The sequence below is a fragment of the Burkholderia sp. Ac-20349 genome (genome assembly GCF_017104865.1).
Taxonomy (GTDB): Bacteria; Pseudomonadota; Gammaproteobacteria; order Burkholderiales; family Burkholderiaceae; genus Burkholderia; species Burkholderia aenigmatica.
Genome location: NZ_JAAGPM010000141.1, coordinates 1 through 20097, shown reverse-complemented (window position 1 = coordinate 20097; position 20097 = coordinate 1). Strand labels below are relative to the sequence as shown.

Sequence of the window (20097 nt, the reverse complement as noted above, 5' to 3'; positions counted from 1 at the left end):
TGCGGACAACCTCGATGCGAAGCTGCACAAGTGGATCCAGGAAGGCTTCGTCCGGCGCGAAGCCGGCGACCGCGCGGCACCCGCTCATCGTGGCGAGTTCATGCAGGACCTGCGCCGCGCGCAGTCGGCACGCGTGGGCGTGCGGTTACGGAACGGGTGGCGGGCAGGCGTGCCGGTCGGATCGGCGCGGGCGGGTGCGCGTCTTCATCGGTGGCGCGCGGCAGCAGCTGCTGATGTCGTGGCGGCGCGGCCGGTGGCAAAGGCGCGCGTTCGACCTATACGGACGATGATGGCGACGCTCGCCGACGACGCGCAACCGGTCGCCGCACGGCGACGGCGAGACAGCGCGCAAGCGCGCGCCACAGACGGGATTCGCATGTCTCCCCCACCCAGATGGATTCGGCCTGTCAGCGGCCGTGTCCAAAGATCTTATGAAACCTTTTATTGGTATTCAAGTGGTATCAATCTGGCGCTAAATTGGCATCGACGCGCCGGGCCTGCCCGGCCGGCCGGGGCGAAAAAAAACCTCGCGCGAGGCGAGGTTCCTTCCGGACGGCGGCCGCGTGACCGGCCGTACGCGTCAGTCGCGGACGCGTGCTTCCTGCGTCTTCTGCCGCGCTTCGAGCCACATCGCATTGACGATGCCGAACGACAGCGCGACGCCGATACCGAGAATCCAGCTGAAATACCACATGATCCGACTCCTTGCGAAACGGTGGGCGAGGGCGCGTGCGCGCCCCGTCCCGGTTCAAAGCATCAATACATCGAATGCTTGTTCTCTTCGAGCACTTCGCGCGTGACCTTGCCGCGCATCACGCGATACACCCAGCTGGTGTAGAGCAGGATGAGCGGCAGGAACACGATCACCGCGAACAGCATCACCTGCAGCGTCATGTGGCTCGACGTCGAATCCCACACGGTCAGGCTGCTGCGCGGGTCGAGCGACGACGGCATGATGAACGGGAACATCGAGAAGCCGGCGGTGAGGATCACGCCGGTGATCATCAGGCCCGTGCAGAAGAACGCCGTCTTTTCCTGCTTCGAGCCGGCGAGCAGCAGCGCGAGCAGGCCGCCCGCAATCGCGACGACGGGCGCCGCGATCATCCACGGGAATTCGCCGTAGTTCGCGAGCCACAGGCCCGAGCCCGCAGCGACGTCCTTGAGCAGCGGGTTCGCGACCGTATCGGTCGGCGCGGCGTGCGTGATGTGGAAGCCGCCGATGGTGGACGCGATCAGCACGCCGGCCAGCACGAACAGCACGACCGCGAGGAACGACGCCACGCGCAGCGCGACCGATGCACGGCGTGCGATCACGCCTTCCGTCTTCATCTTGATGAAGGCCGCGCCGTGCGCGACGAGCATCGTGAGGCTGACGAGCCCGCACAGCAGCGCGAACGGGTTCAGCAGCGCCCAGAAGCTGCCGTAGTAGGTCACGCGCAGGTCGCTGTCGAACTTGAACGGCACGCCTTGCAGCAGGTTGCCGAACGCGACGCCGAACACGAGTGCCGGCACGAAGCCGCCGATGAACAGGCCCCAGTCCCAGCCCGCGCGCCAGCGCGGGTCAGGCCGCTTGCTGCGGTAGTCGAAGCCCACCGGCCTGAAGAACAGCGCGAACAGCACGAGCAGCATCGCGAAGTAGAAGCCGGAGAACGACGCCGCGTAGACGAGCGGCCAGGCCGCGAACATCGCGCCGCCGGCCGTGATCAGCCACACCTGGTTGCCTTCCCACGTCGCACCGACGGTGTTGACGATGATGCGGCGCTCCTCGTCGGTCTTGCCGAGGAACGGCAGCAGCGCGGTCGCGCCCATGTCGAAGCCGTCGGTGACGGCGAAGCCGATCAGCAGCACGCCGACGAGCAGCCACCAGATCAGCTTGAGAGTTGCATAGTCCATAGCGATTCCTTGTTCCGTTTCAGGTGCGTGCTCACGCCGGGGCGCGCTCGCTGGCGGCCGCGATTTCGTGGTGATAGCGGCCGGTATGCAGCGACGACGGGCCGAGGCGCGCGTACTTGAACATCAGCTTGATCTCGATGACGAACAGCGCGGTGTAGAACAGGATGAAGCCCGCGAGACTCAGGTACAGGTCGCTCGGCTGCAGGCTCGACGCGGACAGGTGCGTCGGCAGCACGCCGGCGATCGTCCACGGCTGGCGGCCGAGTTCGGCGACGATCCAGCCGAATTCGATCGCGATCCACGGCAGCGGGATCGCCCACACCGCATAGCGGAGGAACCAGCGGCGGTTGTCCTGCAGCAGTTCGCGGCGCGCGCAGAACCAGAATGCGGCGATGAACGTCGCGACGAACAGGAAGCCGAGGGCCACCATGATCCGGAACGAGAAGAACACGGGCGCGACCGGCGGGATCGTCTTCTTCGCGGCGGCCTTGATCTGCTCGGGCGTCGCGTCGACCACGTTCGGCGTGAACTGCTTGAGCATCAGCCCGTAGCCGAGATACTGCTTGTGCTGGTCGAACAGCGCGCGGGTCGCGTCGCTCGTGTCGCCCTGCTTGATCTTCTGCAGCGCGCCGTACGCGATCATCCCGCTCTGGATGTGCTCCTCGCTGTGCTTCGCGAGGTCACGCAGGCCGATCACCGGTTCGTCGATCGAGCGCGTCGCGATCAGGCCGAGCGCATACGGGATCTTGATCGCGTAGTCGGTGCGCTGTTCTTCCTGGTTCGGAATGCCGATCAGCGTGAACGATGCGGGCGCCGGCTGCGTTTCCCATTCGGATTCGATCGCGGCGAGCTTCATCTTCTGTACTTCGCCGGTCGTATAGCCCGATTCGTCGCCGAGCACGATCACGCAGAGCGTCGCCGCGAGGCCGAAGCCGGCCGCGACCGCGAACGAGCGCAGCGCGAAGTCGACGTCGCGCTTCTTCAGCAGGTACCACGACGACACGCCGAGCACGAACATCGCCGCCGACACGTAGCCGGCCGACACCGTGTGCACGAACTTCACCTGGGCGACCGGGTTGAACAGCACGTCGAACAGGCTCGTCATCTCCATGCGCATCGTCTGGTAGTTGAACTCGGCGCCGACCGGGTTGTTCATCCAGCCGTTCGCGACGAGGATCCACAGCGCGGACAGGTTCGAGCCGAGCGCGACGAGGAACGTGACCATCAGGTGCTTGACCTTCGACAGGCGGTTCCAGCCGAAGAAGAACAGGCCGACGAACGTCGATTCGAGGAAGAACGCCATCAGGCCTTCGACCGCGAGCGGCACGCCGAAGATGTCGCCGACATAGTGCGAGTAGTACGACCAGTTCGTACCGAACTGGAATTCGAGCGTGATGCCGGTGGTCACGCCCATCGCGAAGTTGATGCCGAACAGCTTGCCCCAGAACTGGGTCATGTCCTTGTAGACCTGTTTGCCGGTCATCACGTAAACGGCTTCCATGATGACGAGCAGCCAGGACAGGCCGAGCGTCAACGGCACGAACAGGAAGTGGTAGAGCGCCGTGATGCCGAACTGCAGACGTGACAGATCGACAACTTCACTACTTATCATGGTGGTCTCCCTCGGTAGATGCAGGCGCCGGTACCGAGAGCAGCTTCTCGGCGACGGCGGCAGGCGGCAACGACATGTGCTCGGCCTGCGGATGATTGAAGAATGCGTATTTGAGCGACATCAGGAGGATCAGCTTGACGATCAGCACCAGGGTGATGTCGCGGGCGAGGGTCGGTCCGCGTGCCCACGCGGCGATGCGCGCGCGCCAGCCGATCGTACCGGCCGGCCGCGGAGGAGGCGGCGCAGGCTCTTTATTGATCGAGATCAAGGCGATTATCCTGAATCGATTTAGGTCGGATTTGGGGCGACTTTACGTCGGATTTATGACGGCTGTGAAGCTGTTTTAATCCTTCTGCGCCTGACATGCCAATTTTAAAAGGACCGCTTTCCAATGCCGAGTGCTGCGCTGCGGCAGACCGTCGCGAAACACGGGCCGAAATTTGAGGCAGATCAAGGTTATGCGGAAGGGGCCCGCAAACGGCCTATTACCTGACGAATCAGGTCAATTAATCGGCAAAGAAACGAGTGGAGAAACGAACGAAGAAACGAGTGAAATGCAGGGGAAAAGACGGGCGAAAAAAAACCGCTGCCGGGCGGGCAGCGGTTTTTGATGAAGCGCTCTAAATCGCGGCGATTTACGCGTATTCGGCGAGGGCGGTGCGCATCTTTTTCATCGCGCTCGCTTCGATCTGGCGGATGCGTTCCGCCGACACGCCGAACTCGGCGGCGAGATCGTGCAGCGTCGAGCCGCCCGAACCGTCGTCGTCGACGTGCAGCCAGCGCGCCTCGATGATGCGGCGGCTGCGCGCGTCGAGTGCGCCGAGTGCCTGCGCGATGCCGTCCGTCTGCAGCGTGTCGCGCTGACGCGCGGCGAGCACGGCGGTCGGTTCGTTGTGCGAGTCGGCCAGGTAGGCGATCGGCGCGTACGACTCCTCGCCGTCTTCGACCTGCCCTTCGAGCGCGATGTCGCCGCCCGACAGGCGCGTTTCCATTTCGGTCACGTCTTCGCGCTTGACGTTGAGTTCCTTCGCGAGGCCGTCGATTTCCTCGGGCGTCATCGCCTGCAAGCCCTTCTTGTGGCTGCGCAGGTTGAAGAACAGCTTGCGCTGCGCCTTGGTCGTCGCGACCTTCACCGTGCGCCAGTTGCGCAGGATGTACTCGTGGATCTCGGCCTTGATCCAGTGGATCGCATACGACACGAGACGCACGTTCTGGGCCGGATCGAAGCGCTTCACGGCCTTCATCAGGCCGATGTTGCCTTCCTGGATCAGGTCGCCGTGCGGCAGGCCGTAGCCGAGATAGTTGCGCGAGATCGACACGACGAGCCGCAGGTGCGACAGCACGAGGCGGCGTGCCGAGTCGAGATTGTTGCCTTCACGGAATTCGGTTGCGTACTGGCGTTCCTCTTCGGCGGTCAGCAGCGGAATGCGGTTGACGGCCTGGATATACGCGTCGATGTTGCCAAGCTGGCCCGGCAACATCGATTGGGCTGCGAGCGCCAGCGAGCCTGCCGATGCGGCCTTGGCCGGCGTCGGGCTCAGGGTGTTCGGGAGGGTCAGGGCGTTGCTCACTAAAAAAACTCCTTTGGAATCAGGGACAAACCCCCGGTCTCGAATGAAATTCCGTGGGCCATCTTAGCACTCCCGCAAGACGAGTGCTAATTCCTTAGAGCAAGCGTGGGCATCGGAGTTCCCGCTTTTTCTATCGAGCCACTCGAGCCGATAGTCTAATCTGCGACAGAGGTGGAGAAGCGAAGTTCCGTAAGCCGTTGTTTCTGATGGTAATCAGTAGACGATTTCAATTTTTGTCGTTTTGGAAGGAAGCCATTTCGCTTTGTGATGCCGATTCGAAAAGTCCTTTACCATACCATTCAGTTCGCTCGAGCCGGCCGAAGCGGCAGGCTCCATTCAACCCATAAAGTTGGAGTGTCAGATGAACAATAAGAAGAATCGCCGGCCCCGCAGCCGGCTTGCGCTGCACGCGATGCTGGCGGCGTCCCTTCTGGGTGGATCGGGTGCGGCATGCGCGGATCGATGGGGGATTCAGGCGGGCGGCGGCTTTTCGGATCGCCGCGGGGTCGACAAGGCCGATCTCGGCGTGGTGTGGGATCCGGGCTGGAACTGGTGGGAAATCGGCGGCTGGCACTTCGCGTTCGTCGTGGAAGGGCACGCCGGCTACTGGCATACGGGCGGCAACGTCCACAGCAGCATCGGCGAATTCGGCGTGACGCCGATGTTCCGCTTCATCAAGAGCGCCGGGGCGATCCGCCCGTTCATCGAGGCCGGTGGCGGCGTCCGGCTGCTGACGCACCCGACGATCTCGGACAGTTTCTCGATGGGGACCGCGTTCCAGTTCGCACCGACCGCGGGGGTGGGCGTGCAGTTCGGCCAACGGCAACAGTATCAGGTCGGCTACCGTTTTGAACATGTGTCTAACGCGGGTATCAAAGAGCCGAATCCTGGTATAAATTTCCACCAGTTCTACTTGCAGTACAACTTCTGATCCGCACGCCCGCGCACGGCGTGCGCGTTGCCGAGGAGTCAGGCGATGGCGAAGGTGGTCGATGCGGTCCGCGCGCTCGAGCGCGACCGGTTCCGGGCGATGGTGGACGGGGACGGCGAAGCGCTCGACACGCTTTTGTCGGACAAGGTGTTCTTCGTGCACACCAACGGCAAACGCGAAACCAAGCAGCAGTTCATCGACGCCATCGTCGCCGGCCGCCGCCGCTATCGCCAGATCGAAATCCAGTCGCAGGACGTGCTGCCCGTCGGCGATGCAACCTGCGTCGTCACCGGGCGCGCGTTGATCGAGATGGAAACGAACAACGGCGGCCTGGTCTTCCCGATTGCGTATACCTCTGTCCACACCCACGAGCAGGGCCGCTGGTGCCTGTTCGCGTGGCAGGCGACGCGGTGCGCGACCGAGACCTGAGCGCGCGTGGCGCTCCTTTTCATGTCCCGACCGAAGCGGCCTTCTGGGCCGCTTTTTGCTGCCTCGTGCGGCGCGGATCGCGCGGCGCACGGGCGGTCACGCTCCGCTCGCTGACGTTGGAACCCTGAAACGGAACCCGGCGCTCAGGCCGCCGCGCGGCGATCCGCGCAGTGCCAGGCCGAGCGGTTGATCGCGCTGACGATCGCATCGAGCGCGGCGCTCGCCGCATCGGCGTGCAGGCCGACACCGTGCCGCAGCGGCGCATCGCCGACCCGGCAGCCGACCGATACCGCGATCCGCCCATCCGTCGTGCGTGCGTGTTCGCACGACGCGACGTCGATCGCGGCGTCGGCGGCCGCCGCGAAGGCCGCGGCCAAACGTCGCACGGCATCGTCGGGCGTCGTGTCCATCGCCGCAGCAGCAGCGATCTCGCGGTTCCGCCAGCGCGCGCCGCTGCCGTGTCGTGCAGCCGGCCCGTCGGTGTCGAAGAATTCGCGTGCGAACAGTGCGCAGATCGCGTCGCCCGTCACTTCCTCGCCGGACGCGTCGGCGAGCGTCTGCACCGCATGGCTGAATTCGATCTGCACGCGGCGCGTCGGCGTGAAGCCCATTCCGCGTTCGAGCAGGAACGTCGCGCCGCCCTTGCCGGACTGGCTGTTCACGCGGATCACCGCGTCATAGCTGCGGCCGAGGTCGGCCGGGTCGATCGGCAGGTACGGCACTTCCCAGGCCGCGTCGGGGCGCTGCTGTGCGAAGCCTTTGCGGATCGCGTCCTGGTGCGAGCCCGAGAACGCGGTGAACACGAGGTCGCCCGCGTACGGATGGCGCGGATGCACGGGAATCTGGTTGCAGCGTTCGACGATGCGGCGCACGGCATCGATGTCGGAGAAGTCGAGGCCCGGATCGATGCCCTGCGTGTAGAGATTCAGCGCGAGCGTGACGAGATCGACGTTGCCGGTGCGCTCGCCGTTGCCGAACAGGCAGCCCTCGATGCGGTCGGCGCCTGCGAGCAGCGCGAGTTCGGCCGCCGCGACCGCGGTGCCGCGGTCATTGTGTGGATGCACGGACAGCACGATGCTGTCGCGATACGCGAGGTTGCGGTCCATCCACTCGATCTGGTCGGCGAATACGTTCGGGCTCGCGGCCTCGACGGTGGCCGGCAGGTTGACGATCATCTTGTGATCGCGGGTCGGGCGCCAGGTTTGCGCGACCGCGTCGCAGATCTCGCGCGCGAACGTCAGCTCGGTCATGCTGAAGGTTTCCGGCGAGTACTGGAAGGTCCACTGCGTGTCGGGGCGCGCGGCGGCGTGCTCCTTGATGATGCGCGTGCCGTCGATCGCGAGCGCTTTCACGTCGGCCTTCGACATCCCGAACACGATGCGGCGGAACGACGGGCAGACCGCGTTGTACAGGTGCACGATCGCGCGCGGCACGCCTTCGAGCGCGTCGAACGTGCGGGCGATCAGGTCTTCGCGCGCCTGTACGAGCACTTCGATCGTCACGTCGTCGGGAATCCGCTTGTCGTCGATCAGCTTGCGGACGAAATCGAAGTCGGTTTGCGACGCCGACGGAAAACCGACTTCGATCTCCTTGAACCCGATCGCCACCAGCATCTCGAAGAATTCGAGCTTCTGCTCGATGCTCATCGGCTCGATCAGCGACTGGTTGCCGTCGCGCAGGTCGGTGCTCATCCAGACGGGCGCGCGCTCGATGGTGCGCGACGGCCATTTGCGGCCATTGAGGCGGACGGGCTCGAACGGGCGGTACTTGTCTTGCGGATTGCGCTGCATCTTCTGGACCTCGGGTCTCAAGTCGCGAGCGAAGACGGGTGGCATGGGCGACGGTTGGCGCTGCCTCGCTCCGCGGCACGTAAGCGCGCTGCGGATGCGGATGATCTTCGCGAATCGGCCGACGGATAGACGGACGAAGGCTGACGACTTCGGGTTGTAAAAACTGCGAGAGGGGTACTGCGAGGAACTGCTGGGAGGGACCGTGCGGACAGCACACGGCGCTACGAAAGCCTTAGGCTAGTCGTAGCGATAGCGGCCGCGCTAGGCGGCCGGAGGTAATTCGGAGGGTGTTCGGAAAGGAACGCATGGGGACAACTCTAAGTCAGGATGCGTTCTCGTGTCAAATGCCCCGCAAGCGGGGCCGGTTCGCGAGCGCGCCGTCAGCGCGCGATGCGGGCGATCTGCACGATCGTCGCGACCTGCCGGGCGACCGTGTCGGGCACCGGCACTTCGCCGCGCAATACGGCGTCGGTCCACGCGGCCGTCGTGGCCGCATCGCGCGATTCGGGCAGCGCGACGGGGGACGCATCGGTCGACGAGCGTTCCGCCTCGATCAGCGTGTCGCACACGCCGTCGTGCAGCCAGTCGACCTGCACCTGGCGTCGCGTATCGGCCACGGCTTCGCCCTCGGTGCCGCGTGCCAGCAGCGCGCCGCCGAGCGCGGCGTCCGGATGGTCGCGGAACAGCTGCGCGAGGCTGTCGCGGTACGGCGGGTGCGTGTAGTTGACGAGCCGCAGGCCGGCCGGCGCGAACGGCTGCAGGATCTTCACGAGCGTGTGCGTCGAGTTGCGCACGCCGAGCACGCTGCGCATCGACAGCAGATGCGCGATGCGCGGCGCCAGCACCTCGATCGACGCGAACGCGACGCGGCGCTCGGCAAGCGTGTCCTCGATCGCATCGTGCGATGCCGACGGCGCGAGCGACAGTGCTGAAAAGATCTCGGCGCTCGTCACGCGGCCCGGATCCTGCTCGACGCCATGCACGAGCACCGGCACGCCTTCGCGCGCGAGCAGCAGCGCGAGCAGCGGCACGAGGTTCGGTTGCTTGCGCGCGCCGTTGTAGCTCGGGATCGACACGGGGCGGAACGCGGCGTCCTGCACGTGCACCGGCGCGAACGACGCCTGCGCGGCGGCGAGCATCGCGGCCAGCTCGTCGGCGGATTCGCCCTTCAGCCGATAGGCGATCAGGATCGCGCCGAGTTCGACGTCCGACACGCGCGCGTCGAGCATCGCGCGATAGAGCTCGAACGTGTCCTCGGCGGACAGCGCGCGCGCGCCGTGCGGGCCGCGGCCGATTTCCTTGATGAAGCGGGCGCACGGGAACGGAACGGCAGCGGGATCGTGGGAAGCGGTCATCGGGGCGTGGGGAGGGCGGCCGGCATCGGGCCGCGCTGTGAGCGGTGAGGAATGCCCCGAGTATCGCACGGGCGCGGCTGTCGCCAAGCGAGGCCGCGCCGCGCGGCGCGCTACACTCTGGTTCCCGGCGGTGCGCGCGCCGGCTGCGCCGCGCCCGTGCCGTTGCCGGCCGAATACGACTACGAGAGACATCCCATGAAGCTCTACAGCTATTTCCGCAGTTCCGCGTCGTACCGCGTGCGGATCGCCCTGAACCTGAAGCAGCTGCCGTTCGACTACGTGCCCGTGCACATGCTGCGCGACGGCGGCGAGCAACTGAAGGACGCGTACCGCGCGCTGAATCCGGACGCGGTCGTGCCGACGCTGACCGACGGCGACGCGACGCTGCAGCAGTCGCTCGCGATCATCGAATACCTCGAGGAAACCCATCCGGAACCGGCGCTGCTGCCGAAGCAGCCGGTCGATCGCGCGTATGTGCGTGCGGTTGCGCTGCAGATCGCGTGCGAAATCCATCCGCTCAACAACCTGCGCGTGCTGAAGTACCTGAAGCACACGCTGCAGGTGCCCGAGGAGGCGAAGAACGCGTGGTACCGGCACTGGATCGAGGCGGGCTTCGAATCGCTCGAGACGCGTCTCGCGAGCGATCCGCGCACCGGCAAGCTGTGCTTCGGCGACACGCCGACGCTCGCCGACGTGTGCCTCGTGCCGCAGGTGTTCAATGCGAACCGCTTCTCGATCGACACGACGCGTTATCCGACGATCCAGCGGATCGTCGACCATGCGTCGACGCTCGATGCGTTCAAGGCCGCCGAGCCCGGCGTGCAGCCTGACGCCGAGTGAGCGGAGCGCGCTCTTGGTGACGAGAGGGCGCGCATGAAAAAGGGCGCCCGAAGGCGCCCTGTGCGACGTGTGCCGGCGGCGTTCAGCCGAGCAGCGCGTCCGCGAATTCGACTGCGCTGAACGGCTGCAGATCCTCGACCTTCTCGCCGACGCCGATGAAGTAGACGGGCACCGGGCGCTGCCGCGCGATCGCGGCGAGAATCCCGCCCTTCGCGGTGCCGTCGAGCTTCGTGACGATCAGGCCGGTGAGGCCGAGCGCGTCGTCGAATGCCTTGACCTGCGTGAGTGCGTTCTGGCCGGTGTTCGCGTCGATCACCAGCAGCACTTCGTGCGGCGCGCCGTCGTGCGCCTTCGAGATCACGCGCTTCACCTTCTTCAGCTCTTCCATCAGGTGGAGCTGCGTCGGCAGGCGGCCGGCCGTGTCGGCCATCATCACGTCGATCTTGCGCGCGCGCGCGGCGCTGACCGCGTCGAAGATCACCGCGGCCGGATCGCCGCTTTCCTGCTGCACGACCGTCACGTTGTTGCGCTCGCCCCAGACCGCCAGCTGTTCGCGCGCGGCCGCGCGGAACGTGTCGCCCGCGGCCAGCAGCACCGACTGGTCGAAGCTCTGCAGGTGCTTCGCGAGCTTGCCGATGCTGGTCGTCTTGCCCGCGCCGTTCACGCCGGTGATCATCATCACGAGCGGCTGCGCGCGGCCGAGCATCAGCGATTTCTCGAGCGGCGTCAGCAGCTCGACGAGCAGGTCGTGCAGCGCGGCCTTCACCTGCTGCGGGTCGGTGAGGCGGCCTGCGCGCACCTTTTCGCGCAGCGCGCCGAGCAGGTACTCGGTCGCGTCGACACCCGCGTCGGACATCAGCAGCGCGGTTTCGAGCTCCTCGTACAGATCCTCGTCGATCTTCGTGTTGACGAACACGCCGGTGATGCTCGAGCCCGTCTTGGCGAGCCCCGTTTTCAGGCGCGCGAGCCACGATTTCTTCGCGGTGGCGTCCTGCAGCGGCGGCGGAACGATTTCGACCGTCTCGACGACTTCGTCGCGGCCGTCGTTGGTCGGCGTGACCGTCATCACGACGGCCGGCGCGGCCGGTTGCGCGGGCGCTTGCGGCACTTCGACCGCAGGCGGCGCCTCGAGCGCGGGCGCATCGGACGGTTCGTCCGTTTGCTGCGCGTCGGCCGATTGCGATTCCGCCGGATCGGGCTCCTGCGTTTTCTTGAATCGTTTGAAGAAGCTGAACATGGTCTGACGTCGGGAAGAGGGCGGGCCGCCGCCAGGGGCGGGCACCGGACGGGCCGTTCTGCGTTCGCGCGGGCGCGGCGCACGGCGGCCGAAACCGTGCATTTTATCAGTGCGGCGGGGCGCTCGCGTCAGTGTGCGCCGCCGCTGTGGTAACGTGCGCCTGTTTGGCGGTGCGCCCCCGCGCGCGCCTGGTCCCTCCGTCGTCGATATTCCGTATGTCCCGTTCCTCTTCCGGCCGCCCGGCGGCCCCTCCCAGCCGCGGCAAGCCGCACACGATCCGCATCATCGGCGGTGACTGGAAACGCACGCCGCTCGCGGTGCTCGATCTCGACGGCCTGCGGCCGACGCCCGATCGCGTACGCGAGACGCTGTTCAACTGGCTCGGCCAGGATCTCGAAGGCCGGCGTTGCCTCGACCTGTTCGCGGGCACCGGCGCGCTCGGTTTCGAGGCCGCGTCGCGCGGCGCGGCGAACGTCGTGATGGTCGAGCGCCATCCGCGTGCCGCGCAGCAGCTGCGTACGATCAAGGACAAGCTCGGCGCGCGTGCGGTCGAGGTCGCGGAAGCGGACGCATTGCGGCTCGCGGCCGGGCTCACGCCGGGCGCGTTCGACGTCGTGTTTCTCGATCCGCCGTTCGGCGATCTGGCCGTGCTCGAGCGCGCGATCGCGCTGGCGGCATCGCTCGTCGCGGCGGGCGGCGCGCTGTACGTCGAGACGGGGGCGGAGCTCGATCCGGCCGCGCACGACGCACTCGCCGGCTGGCAGGTCGTGAAGCACGGCAAGGCCGGTGCGGTTCACTATCATTTGCTGCGGCGCGAAAATGATGAATAATGCGCGTTCCATACGAGGCGGCGCGCCGCAAAGGCGACGCATGCCCATCTCGGCAGCGGCGTGCGCATCGCACGGCTGCCATCCCGTTTGCGTGATGACAGGAGGAGCGACATGGTAGTCGCCGTGTATCCCGGTACGTTCGATCCGCTGACGCGCGGGCACGAAGACCTCGTGCGGCGTGCGTCGAGCATTTTTGATACGCTGGTGGTCGGTGTTGCCGACAGCCGCGCGAAAAAGCCGTTCTTCTCGCTCGAAGAACGTCTGACGATTGCGAACGAGGTGCTCGGCCACTATCCGAACGTGAAGGTGATGAGTTTCACCGGCCTCCTGAAGGATTTCGTCCGCACCAACAATGCGCGCGTGATCGTGCGCGGCCTGCGCGCCGTGTCCGATTTCGAATATGAGTTCCAGATGGCGGGGATGAACCGCTACCTGCTGCCCGACGTCGAGACGATGTTCATGACGCCGTCCGATCAGTACCAGTTCATCTCGGGGACGATCGTGCGGGAAATCGCGCAGTTGGGCGGTGATGTCAGCAAGTTCGTGTTCCCGTCCGTCGAGAAGTGGCTGACCGAGAAAGTCGCTGCGATGGGAGGCCCTGCCGCGTGACGCGGCGCCGGCCGGTTTCGTTGCGAAGCCGGCCGCCGGCCTGAAGAAGTGAGATCAGTATGTCTTTGATGATTACCGACGAGTGCATCAATTGCGACGTGTGCGAGCCCGAGTGCCCGAACGGCGCGATTTCGATGGGCCCGGATATCTACGTGATCGACCCGAACAAGTGCACCGAGTGCGTCGGCCATTTCGACGAACCGCAGTGCCAGCAGGTGTGTCCGGTCGAATGCATTCCGCGCGATCCGCAGCATGACGAATCGCACGCGCAATTGATGGAGAAGTATCACGCGTTGACCGCCGCGAAGGGCGACGACGCGTCGTGACCCGGCGGTGACGCGCGCGCTCGTTCGTCGGCGCGCACGTCACGCATCCCGATCGGCGCCGCCTGGCGCCGGTTCTTTCGTCTCAGGCCAGCAGCTCGCGCAACGCCGCGACGAGCGCATCGCATTCGGCGTCGGTGCCGACGGTGATGCGCAGGTGCTGGTCGATCCGCGGCAGCCGGAAGTGCCGCACGAAAATTTCCCGTTCCTTCAGTTTCGCCGCAATCGCGCTCGCGTCGTGCGCGGGATGGCGCGCGAACACGAAATTCGCGGCCGACGGCACGACGTCGAAACCGAGCGTGTCGAGCGCGTGCGTGAGCCGCGTCCGGCTGTCGATCACGCGCCGGCAGGTTGCGCCGAAATAATCGGTGTCTTCGTATGCTGCCTGCGCGGCGACTTGCGCGAGCCGGTCGAGCGGGTACGAGTTGAAGCTGTCCTTCACGCGGTTCAGCGCGTCGATCAGCGCGGCATCGCCGAACGCGAAACCGACGCGCATGCCCGCAAGCGAGCGCGCCTTCGACGTCGTATGCACGACGAGCAGGTTCGGATGGCGGTCGATCAGCGTAATCGCGGACTGCGCGCCGAAGTCGACATAGGCTTCGTCGATCACGACGACCGACGACGGATTCGCGGCCGCGATCCGCTCGACGTCCGCGAGCGGCAGCGCGCGCCCGGTCGGCGCGTTCGGATTCGGAAACAGCACGCCGCCGGCATCGTCGAGATAGTCGTCGACGCGGATCGAGAAGTCGTCCGCGAGCGGCACGATCGACGTCTGGACGCCGTACAGGCGCGCATAGGTCGGATAGAAGCTGTACGTGATGTCGGGGAAGCGCAGCGGCCGGTCGTGCTTGAGCAGCGCCTGGAACGTGTGCGCGAGCACCTCGTCGGAGCCGTTGCCGACGAACACCTGCTCGGGCTTGATGCGGTGATGGGCCGCGACCGTCTCGCGCAGCGCGCGCGCAACCGGGTCGGGATAGCGGCGCAGCGTGTCGCCGGTCTCGCCGAGTTCACGCGTGATCGCCGCGACGACGCGCGGCGACGGCGGATAGGGATTCTCGTTGGTGTTCAGCTTGACGGGGTGTGCGAGCGCGGGCTGCTCGCCCGGCACGTAAGGCACGAGTTGCTGAACGACGTCGCTCCAGTAACGGCTCACCGCTTGGCTCCTGTCGGGCAAAGCGACCAGATTACCGCATGTGCGCGCAGGGTGGGGCGGGCGGAGCCGCCCGGTGACGCCGGACGGCCCGATGCACCGTCGCGGTGCGACGCGGTCAGTTGCGATGCAGCTGCATCGTCGCGCGGTCGAGTTCGCCCTTGACGACCATCGGCATCACGGCGAGCGCGCGTTCGATCGACGCGTCGATCACGTCTTGTTCCTCGCGGCGCGGCGGCTTCAGCACGAAGTTCGCGACGTCGGGCTTCGCGCCGGCGCGTGCCCCTTCCGGAATCAGGTCGCGCGGATGGCCGATGCCGATCCGCAGCCGCCAGTACTGCTGTGACGACAGGTGCGCGGTGATGTCCTTCAGGCCGTTGTGGCCGCCGCTGCCGCCGCCGAGCTTCAGTTTCACGGTGCCGGGCGGCAGGTCGAGCTCGTCGTGCGCGACGAGGATCTGGTCGGGCAGGATCTTGAAGAATTGCGCGAGCGCGACGACCGACTGGCCGGAGCGGTTCATGTAGGTTTGCGGCTCGAGCAGGTGGACTTCCTCGCCGTGCAGGCGCGCTTTCGCATAGAAGCCGTGGAAGCGGCGTTCGTCGCGCAGCGTCGTGCCTGCTTCGCGGGCGAGCTGGTCGATCAGCCAGAAGCCGGCGTTGTGGCGCGTCGCGGTGTATTCCGCCCCGGGATTGCCGAGGCCGACGATCAGTTTGATCATGACGTTTCGAAGGCGGCAACGGCCGCCTGGGCGCAGAAAAAGAAAAACCCGCCGGGCAAGCCGCGGCGGGTTGCGTCGACCGTTTCGAGAAACGGATCGATGGGGCGCGTAAGCAGCCCGCTTAGGCAGCCGGCGTTTCGCCTTCTGCTGCGTCCGACACGGCACCAGCCGGGACCGTCGCCGATGCGACAACCGGGTTTTCCGCATCGACGTGCGCGACCAGCGCGACGCCCTTCGGCAGCGTGATGTCCTTCGCGTGCAGCGATTGACCCGCTTCGATCTTCGACAGGTCGACTTCGAGGAACTCCGGCAGGTCAGCCGGCAGGCACTCGATTTCGATTTCCGTCGCGACGTGCGAAACGATCGCGCTCGACAGCTTCACTGCCGGGCTGACTTCAGCGTTCAGGAAGTGCAGCGGAGCCTTCGTGTGCAGCTTCTTCTTCGCGTCAACGCGTTGGAAGTCCACGTGCAGCACCAGTTGCTTGAACGGGTGGTATTGCACGTCGCGCAGCAGAACCTGTTGCGACTGGCCAGCCACTTCGAGGTCGAGGATCGACGAGTGGAAAGCTTCCTTCTTCAGGGCGTGCCACAGGGCGTTGTGATCGAGTTCGATCTTTTGCGGGGCTGCTTCGCCACCGTAAACGATACCCGTGGTCTTACCAGCGTTGCGCAGGCGGCGGCTCGCACCCGTACCTTGCTCTTGGCGCTCGAAAGCGACGACTTTCATGTGATTCTCCAATAGCTGCCCGCGACCAGGCAGTAAAACGGGGCCGTCAAACAGCGGCCCCCGATGAAACGGCGGGGTTTCGTCTATCCCGTCCGATTGTGCAAAAAGCGAAGCGTTGCCGCTTCGCTTTCTGCGCATGCTTTGTTCAGTCGATTCGCGATCAGGATTCCGCGAACAGCGACATCACCGAATCGCCGCGGCGGATCCGCGAGAACGTTTCGGCCAGCAGGCTCGCGCTCGTCAGTGCACGGATCTTCGAGCAGCCCAGCGATTCGGCGGACAGCGGGATCGTGTCGGTGACGACCAGTTCGTCGAGTGCCGACGCAGCGATGCGATCGGCTGCGCCACCCGACAGCACCGGGTGCGTCGCGTAGGCGAATACCTGCTTCGCGCCGCGTTCCTTCAGCACTTGCGCAGCCTTGCAGAGCGTGCCTGCCGTATCGACCATGTCGTCCATGATCACGCAGGTGCGGCCTTCGACTTCACCGATGATGTTCATCACTTCGGAGACGTTCGCCTTCGGGCGACGCTTGTCGATGATCGCGAGATCGCAGTTGAGCTGCTTCGCGAGTGCCCGGGCACGCACCACGCCGCCGACGTCCGGCGACACGACGAGCAGATCCGAGTAGTTCTGCTTGCGCAGGTCACCCAGCAGGATCGGCGTTGCGTAGATGTTGTCGACCGGGATGTCGAAGAAGCCCTGAATCTGGTCGGCGTGCAGATCCATCGTGATGATCCGCTCGACGCCGGCGATTTCCAGCATGTTCGCGATGACCTTCGCCGAGATCGCAACGCGCGCCGAACGCGGGCGTCGATCCTGACGGGCATAGCCGAAGTAGGGGATGGCTGCAGTGATCCGGCCGGCGGATGCGCGCTTGAGCGCATCGACCATGATCATCAGTTCCATCAGGTTGTCGTTCGTCGGTGCGCACGTGGATTGCAGGACGAAGACGTCCTTGCCGCGCACGTTTTCCTGGATCTCGACCTGGATCTCGCCGTCGGAGAAACGGCTGACCATTGCTTTGCCGAGGGGAATACCAAGGATATTGACGACTTCCTGGGCGAGCGCGGGATTCGCGTTGCCAGTAAAGACCATCAGGCCATCATGGCTGTGGCTGCTCATCGTGCACCTGCTTCAGGCTTGGGCGGGAAATGCGGGAAAATTTTTGGCAGGGGAGGAAGGACTCGAACCCTCGCATGCCGGAATCAAAATCCGGTGCCTTGACCAACTTGGCGACTCCCCTACACTTAACTGACTGCTTTACCGAACTCGTGTAGGCCGCTCGGCAAAGTAAAACTTCATGACGCGAAAGCGAAGAGCGGATGCTCGTTCAGGCTCTCGGCAACTGCACCATTCCAACCGGTGGGCAGCTTGGCTTGCGCCGCTTCTGCCTCATGCTTGCTGCGAAACGCTGCAAACACGCTTGCTCCGGAGCCGGTCATCCTCGCGGGGGTCACATCATACAACCATTTGACCACCTGCGCAACTTCCGCGTACTTACTTGTTACAACTTGCTGCATATCGTTCCGACCGAAACTATCTGGCCATCCCGCATCGCTGCTTTGCAGTGCAAGAAAGTCCGTAATTGTGACGCGCTTCGAATCTCTTGTCAACAACTCATCTGAAAATATTTCAGCGGTTGGGACGTGAACGCGGGGCGTTACAACCAAGAACCAGCGAGTCGGCAATTGTACCTCAGCTAATTCTTCTCCGATACCCTCTGCGAACGCATTTTTTCCAAAAATAAAAAACGGGACGTCTGCGCCGAGTTTTACCGCGAGCGACTGGAGCTCGGCACGCGGCAGGTCGAGTTGCCACAGGCGGTTCAGCGCGAGCAGCGTCGTCGCCGCGTCGGAGCTGCCGCCGCCGAGGCCGGCTCCCATCGGCAGGCACTTGTCGATCTCGATGTCGACACCGTGCGCGGTGCCCGTATGCGCTTTCAGCAGGTTGGCCGCGCGCACGACGAGGTCGCTTTCCTCGGGCACGCCGGGCACGTCGGTGACGCGCGCGACGCGACCGTCGTCGCGCAGCGTGAAGTGCAGCGTGTCGCCCCAGTTCAGCAGCTGGAACACGCTCTGCAGATCGTGATAGCCGTTCGGACGGCGGCCGGTGATGTGCAGGAACAGGTTGAGTTTCGCGGGCGCAAGGCAGTTGCGCAGCGAGCGGGTCGAATCGGTCATGCGTATGTCTGGGCTAGGCAGGTGCTCACTGATCGAGCACGAGCTTGATGTCGAGCGGCGGTGTCGCGCGCACGAGGTTGACGCGTTTGACGCCCGTGGCCGGGGCATCCGCGTAGGCGAGGTAGTCGATCGTCCAGCCGTCCTGGCGGATCTGCTTGACGCGCGTGCCGTCGGCCGGATCGCGCACCGTCTCCGCGTGCGTCGCGGGCGCGGCGGTCGGCAGCAGCCAGTAGCGCAGGCCCGCGAGCGGCAGCTCGAAGCCGAGCGTTTTCTGCATCAGGTCGCCGACGTCCGGCGCATATTGCGTCGGACGGTTCGGCAATTCGAGCGACGCCGCCTGCGGCGTCGACTTCACGACCGCGAGCGTCTGGCCGAGCGGGCTGCGCAGCTCGAGCGACACGTCGTCGCCGTGCTCCTGCCAGTCGAAATTGCCGTACACGTTCTGCTGCTTGCCGAGACGGTCGTCGTACTGCACCGCGAAGCGGCCATGGTAAGCGTGCGTTGCGGCAGTCTGCAGCGCCGCGCCGGTCGGCGCGTTTGCCGACGGCGGCGTGCTCGCGCAGCCGGCGAGCGCGAGCGCCGCGCCGGCTGCGGCCAGCGTGCGCTGCGCGCGGGAGGACAGGGAAAACATCGGGAACATCTGCATCAGAGACCGTTGATCTGGAGGCGTTTCAGCGTCTGCACGAGCGTGTCGTTGTCCGGCTCGAGCTTCTGCGCGGCGCGCCACGCGGTACGTGCGTCGTCCTGCGCGCCGCTCTTCCACAGCACTTCGCCGAGATGCGCGCCGATTTCGGCGTTCGGCTGCAGTTCGTACGCGCGCCGCAGCACCTTCGCCGCGCCGGCCGTATCGCCCATCCGGTACTTCACCCAGCCGAGGCTGTCCATGATGTACGCGTCGTTCGGCGCGAGCGTCATCGCCTTGTCGATCAGCTTGCTGGCTTCGGGCAGCCGCTGGTTGCGGTCGGCGAGCGAATAGCCGAGCGCGTTGTACGCCTGCGGATTGTCGGGCTGCGTGCGGATCAGCTCGCGCAGCTGCTTTTCCATCGTCGTGTAGTGGCCGGTCTTTTCGGCCGCCATCGCGTAGTCGTAGCGCAGGTCGGGATCGTCGGGGAAGTCCTGGACCGCCTGCCCGAGCCGGGCCTCGGCTTCCGGGTAGCGCTTCGCGGTGAACAGGATCGACGCGTCGGTGCGTGCGACCACGGCCGCATCGCGCGGATCCGTGATCGGCAGGTCGTCGAGCACCTTGCGTGCCTCGTCGGTCTTGCCCTGTTTCTGCAGCAGTTGCGCGCGCGTGATCTGCGCGGGGAGGTAGTGCTGGCTCGTCTGGTCGACCTTGTCGAGCCATTGCGACGCCTGCGCGTCGTTGTCCTGGTCGATCGCGATCTGCGCGAGGTAGATGTAGCCCTGGCCGACGTCGAGGTTCGGCTGCTTGTCGCCGAGCTGGACGTACTGCTTCAGGTAGACGGTCGCTTCGTCGAGCTTCTTCTGCTGGATCTTGATCAGCGCGAGCGCCATCAGCGGCGTCGGATCCTTCGAGTCGAGCTTGCGCATCGTCTCGAACTGCTTCTGCGCGTCGTCGAGGCGATCGTCGGCGAGATAGAGCTGCGACAGCGCGAGCCGCGCATCGCGCGACTTCGGATTCTGCTGAACATACTTCTCGAACGACGCGATGCCCGCCGCACGTTCCGCGGGCCCCATCTGCGACAGCATCAGGGCGGCCGGCAGGTAGTCGGGGCGGATCTGCAGCGCCTGCTTCAGCGACTGTGCGGCGCCGTCCTGGGTGGTCAAACCGACTGGACCCACGATTTGCTGTATCACGCGAGTGACGTGGTGTTTGCGGAGATCGTCGACCCCGCGACGCTTCAACGCCTCCCGGTCGCGGAGGGGACCGTCGGAGAACT

At 65.5% G+C, this 20097-nt stretch carries 21 protein-coding genes and 1 tRNA gene; 6 read left to right on the top strand and 16 right to left on the bottom strand.

Annotation, left to right across the window (positions count from 1 at the left end; genetic code table 11):
* Nucleotides 1-580: 580 nt before the first annotated feature.
* The 5 genes from cydX to rpoH form a co-directional block, all read right to left on the bottom strand.
* Nucleotides 581-694: a cytochrome bd-I oxidase subunit CydX gene (cydX, locus tag G3N61_RS31680; RefSeq protein ID WP_043187264.1), complete on the bottom strand. Its 114-nt coding sequence runs from the start codon at nucleotides 692-694 to the stop codon at nucleotides 581-583.
* Between the two features lie 62 nt (nucleotides 695-756).
* Nucleotides 757-1893, bottom strand: coding sequence for a cytochrome d ubiquinol oxidase subunit II (gene cydB, locus G3N61_RS31675; protein WP_043187266.1), 1137 nt, complete (start codon nucleotides 1891-1893; stop codon nucleotides 757-759).
* A 31-nt stretch (nucleotides 1894-1924) separates the two neighbouring features.
* A complete protein-coding gene (locus G3N61_RS31670) occupies nucleotides 1925-3505 on the bottom strand; it encodes a cytochrome ubiquinol oxidase subunit I (protein ID WP_043187268.1) in 1581 nt (526 codons plus the stop codon).
* Entirely contained in the window at nucleotides 3495-3779 is a 285-nt protein-coding gene (gene cydP / locus G3N61_RS31665; protein ID WP_174937878.1) for a cytochrome oxidase putative small subunit CydP, read from the bottom strand. The genes G3N61_RS31670 and cydP overlap by 11 nt, the downstream gene beginning before the upstream one ends.
* A gap of 361 nt (nucleotides 3780-4140) precedes the next feature.
* Nucleotides 4141-5076, bottom strand: coding sequence for an RNA polymerase sigma factor RpoH (rpoH, locus tag G3N61_RS31660; protein WP_043187270.1), 936 nt, complete (start codon nucleotides 5074-5076; stop codon nucleotides 4141-4143).
* 361 nt (nucleotides 5077-5437) lie between these two features.
* Here rpoH and pagL point away from each other — a divergent pair, with 361 nt between their 5' ends.
* Entirely contained in the window at nucleotides 5438-6007 is a 570-nt protein-coding gene (gene pagL / locus G3N61_RS31655) for a lipid A 3-O-deacylase PagL (protein WP_043187272.1), read from the top strand.
* 45 nt (nucleotides 6008-6052) lie between these two features.
* Nucleotides 6053-6436, top strand: coding sequence for a nuclear transport factor 2 family protein (locus G3N61_RS31650; RefSeq protein ID WP_043187274.1), 384 nt, complete (start codon nucleotides 6053-6055; stop codon nucleotides 6434-6436).
* A 143-nt stretch (nucleotides 6437-6579) separates the two neighbouring features.
* Here the strand turns inward: G3N61_RS31650 and leuA are convergent, their stop codons facing one another.
* Nucleotides 6580-8226, bottom strand: a complete 1647-nt coding sequence (leuA, locus tag G3N61_RS31645) for a 2-isopropylmalate synthase (protein ID WP_205824375.1) — start codon at nucleotides 8224-8226, stop codon at nucleotides 6580-6582.
* 380 nt (nucleotides 8227-8606) lie between these two features.
* The gene (gene ybiB, locus G3N61_RS31640; protein ID WP_089451308.1) at nucleotides 8607-9581 is read right to left on the bottom strand and encodes a DNA-binding protein YbiB; all 975 of its coding nucleotides are present in this window, start codon (nucleotides 9579-9581) and stop codon (nucleotides 8607-8609) included.
* A 195-nt stretch (nucleotides 9582-9776) separates the two neighbouring features.
* Between ybiB and maiA the strand changes: the two genes are divergently transcribed.
* Nucleotides 9777-10421 carry a maleylacetoacetate isomerase gene (gene maiA, locus G3N61_RS31635; protein ID WP_175025440.1) on the top strand — a complete coding sequence of 215 codons (645 nt, stop codon included), beginning with the start codon at nucleotides 9777-9779 and terminating at the stop codon, nucleotides 10419-10421.
* A gap of 82 nt (nucleotides 10422-10503) precedes the next feature.
* Here the strand turns inward: maiA and ftsY are convergent, their stop codons facing one another.
* Nucleotides 10504-11658, bottom strand: a complete 1155-nt coding sequence (gene ftsY, locus G3N61_RS31630; protein ID WP_043187283.1) for a signal recognition particle-docking protein FtsY — start codon at nucleotides 11656-11658, stop codon at nucleotides 10504-10506.
* 215 nt (nucleotides 11659-11873) lie between these two features.
* Between ftsY and rsmD the strand changes: the two genes are divergently transcribed.
* From rsmD to G3N61_RS31615, 3 genes are all read left to right on the top strand, one after another.
* Nucleotides 11874-12488, top strand: a complete 615-nt coding sequence (rsmD, locus tag G3N61_RS31625; RefSeq protein WP_205824374.1) for a 16S rRNA (guanine(966)-N(2))-methyltransferase RsmD — start codon at nucleotides 11874-11876, stop codon at nucleotides 12486-12488.
* Nucleotides 12489-12599: 111 nt separating this feature from the next.
* Complete coding sequence (gene coaD, locus G3N61_RS31620) at nucleotides 12600-13097, top strand: pantetheine-phosphate adenylyltransferase (protein WP_031403077.1); 498 nt, start codon at nucleotides 12600-12602, stop codon at nucleotides 13095-13097.
* 59 nt (nucleotides 13098-13156) lie between these two features.
* A complete protein-coding gene (locus tag G3N61_RS31615; protein ID WP_043187288.1) occupies nucleotides 13157-13423 on the top strand; it encodes a YfhL family 4Fe-4S dicluster ferredoxin in 267 nt (88 codons plus the stop codon).
* Nucleotides 13424-13505: 82 nt separating this feature from the next.
* Here G3N61_RS31615 and hisC read toward each other — a convergent pair whose 3' ends face one another.
* From hisC to G3N61_RS31575, 8 genes are all read right to left on the bottom strand, one after another.
* Nucleotides 13506-14573 (bottom strand): histidinol-phosphate transaminase, encoded by a 1068-nt coding sequence (hisC, locus tag G3N61_RS31610; protein ID WP_205824373.1) that lies wholly within the window; start codon nucleotides 14571-14573, stop codon nucleotides 13506-13508.
* Between the two features lie 115 nt (nucleotides 14574-14688).
* Nucleotides 14689-15288: an aminoacyl-tRNA hydrolase gene (gene pth / locus G3N61_RS31605; protein ID WP_089451303.1), complete on the bottom strand. Its 600-nt coding sequence runs from the start codon at nucleotides 15286-15288 to the stop codon at nucleotides 14689-14691.
* A gap of 121 nt (nucleotides 15289-15409) precedes the next feature.
* Complete coding sequence (locus G3N61_RS31600) at nucleotides 15410-16015, bottom strand: 50S ribosomal protein L25/general stress protein Ctc (protein ID WP_043187294.1); 606 nt, start codon at nucleotides 16013-16015, stop codon at nucleotides 15410-15412.
* Between the two features lie 160 nt (nucleotides 16016-16175).
* Nucleotides 16176-17138 (bottom strand): ribose-phosphate pyrophosphokinase, encoded by a 963-nt coding sequence (locus G3N61_RS31595; protein ID WP_043187297.1) that lies wholly within the window; start codon nucleotides 17136-17138, stop codon nucleotides 16176-16178.
* Between the two features lie 44 nt (nucleotides 17139-17182).
* Nucleotides 17183-17259 (bottom strand) — tRNA-Gln (locus tag G3N61_RS31590).
* Nucleotides 17260-17314: 55 nt separating this feature from the next.
* Nucleotides 17315-18196 carry a 4-(cytidine 5'-diphospho)-2-C-methyl-D-erythritol kinase gene (gene ispE, locus G3N61_RS31585; protein ID WP_205824372.1) on the bottom strand — a complete coding sequence of 294 codons (882 nt, stop codon included), beginning with the start codon at nucleotides 18194-18196 and terminating at the stop codon, nucleotides 17315-17317.
* A 25-nt stretch (nucleotides 18197-18221) separates the two neighbouring features.
* Entirely contained in the window at nucleotides 18222-18842 is a 621-nt protein-coding gene (gene lolB, locus G3N61_RS31580) for a lipoprotein insertase outer membrane protein LolB (RefSeq protein ID WP_043187304.1), read from the bottom strand.
* A partial coding sequence (locus G3N61_RS31575; protein WP_241017989.1) for a tetratricopeptide repeat protein occupies nucleotides 18842-20097 on the bottom strand: 1256 nt, incomplete at its 5' end. The genes G3N61_RS31575 and lolB, both read right to left, overlap by 1 nt.

Excerpts from the sequence above, each read along its gene's own strand:
- cydX (WP_043187264.1), bottom strand. The coding sequence starts at position 694 with ATGTGGTATTTCAGCTGGATTCTCGGTATCGGCGTCGCGCTGTCGTTC.
- cydB (WP_043187266.1), bottom strand. The coding sequence starts at position 1,893 with ATGGACTATGCAACTCTCAAGCTGATCTGGTGGCTGCTCGTCGGCGTG.
- G3N61_RS31670 (WP_043187268.1), bottom strand. The coding sequence starts at position 3,505 with ATGATAAGTAGTGAAGTTGTCGATCTGTCACGTCTGCAGTTCGGCATC.
- pagL (WP_043187272.1), top strand. The coding sequence starts at position 5,438 with ATGAACAATAAGAAGAATCGCCGGCCCCGCAGCCGGCTTGCGCTGCAC.
- G3N61_RS31650 (WP_043187274.1), top strand. The coding sequence starts at position 6,053 with ATGGCGAAGGTGGTCGATGCGGTCCGCGCGCTCGAGCGCGACCGGTTC.
- leuA (WP_205824375.1), bottom strand. The coding sequence starts at position 8,226 with ATGCAGCGCAATCCGCAAGACAAGTACCGCCCGTTCGAGCCCGTCCGC.
- ybiB (WP_089451308.1), bottom strand. The coding sequence starts at position 9,581 with ATGACCGCTTCCCACGATCCCGCTGCCGTTCCGTTCCCGTGCGCCCGC.
- maiA (WP_175025440.1), top strand. The coding sequence starts at position 9,777 with ATGAAGCTCTACAGCTATTTCCGCAGTTCCGCGTCGTACCGCGTGCGG.
- ftsY (WP_043187283.1), bottom strand. The coding sequence starts at position 11,658 with ATGTTCAGCTTCTTCAAACGATTCAAGAAAACGCAGGAGCCCGATCCG.
- rsmD (WP_205824374.1), top strand. The coding sequence starts at position 11,874 with ATGTCCCGTTCCTCTTCCGGCCGCCCGGCGGCCCCTCCCAGCCGCGGC.
- coaD (WP_031403077.1), top strand. The coding sequence starts at position 12,600 with ATGGTAGTCGCCGTGTATCCCGGTACGTTCGATCCGCTGACGCGCGGG.
- G3N61_RS31615 (WP_043187288.1), top strand. The coding sequence starts at position 13,157 with ATGTCTTTGATGATTACCGACGAGTGCATCAATTGCGACGTGTGCGAG.
- pth (WP_089451303.1), bottom strand. The coding sequence starts at position 15,288 with ATGATCAAACTGATCGTCGGCCTCGGCAATCCCGGGGCGGAATACACC.
- G3N61_RS31600 (WP_043187294.1), bottom strand. The coding sequence starts at position 16,015 with ATGAAAGTCGTCGCTTTCGAGCGCCAAGAGCAAGGTACGGGTGCGAGC.
- G3N61_RS31595 (WP_043187297.1), bottom strand. The coding sequence starts at position 17,138 with ATGAGCAGCCACAGCCATGATGGCCTGATGGTCTTTACTGGCAACGCG.
- ispE (WP_205824372.1), bottom strand. The coding sequence starts at position 18,196 with ATGACCGATTCGACCCGCTCGCTGCGCAACTGCCTTGCGCCCGCGAAA.
- lolB (WP_043187304.1), bottom strand. The coding sequence starts at position 18,842 with ATGCAGATGTTCCCGATGTTTTCCCTGTCCTCCCGCGCGCAGCGCACG.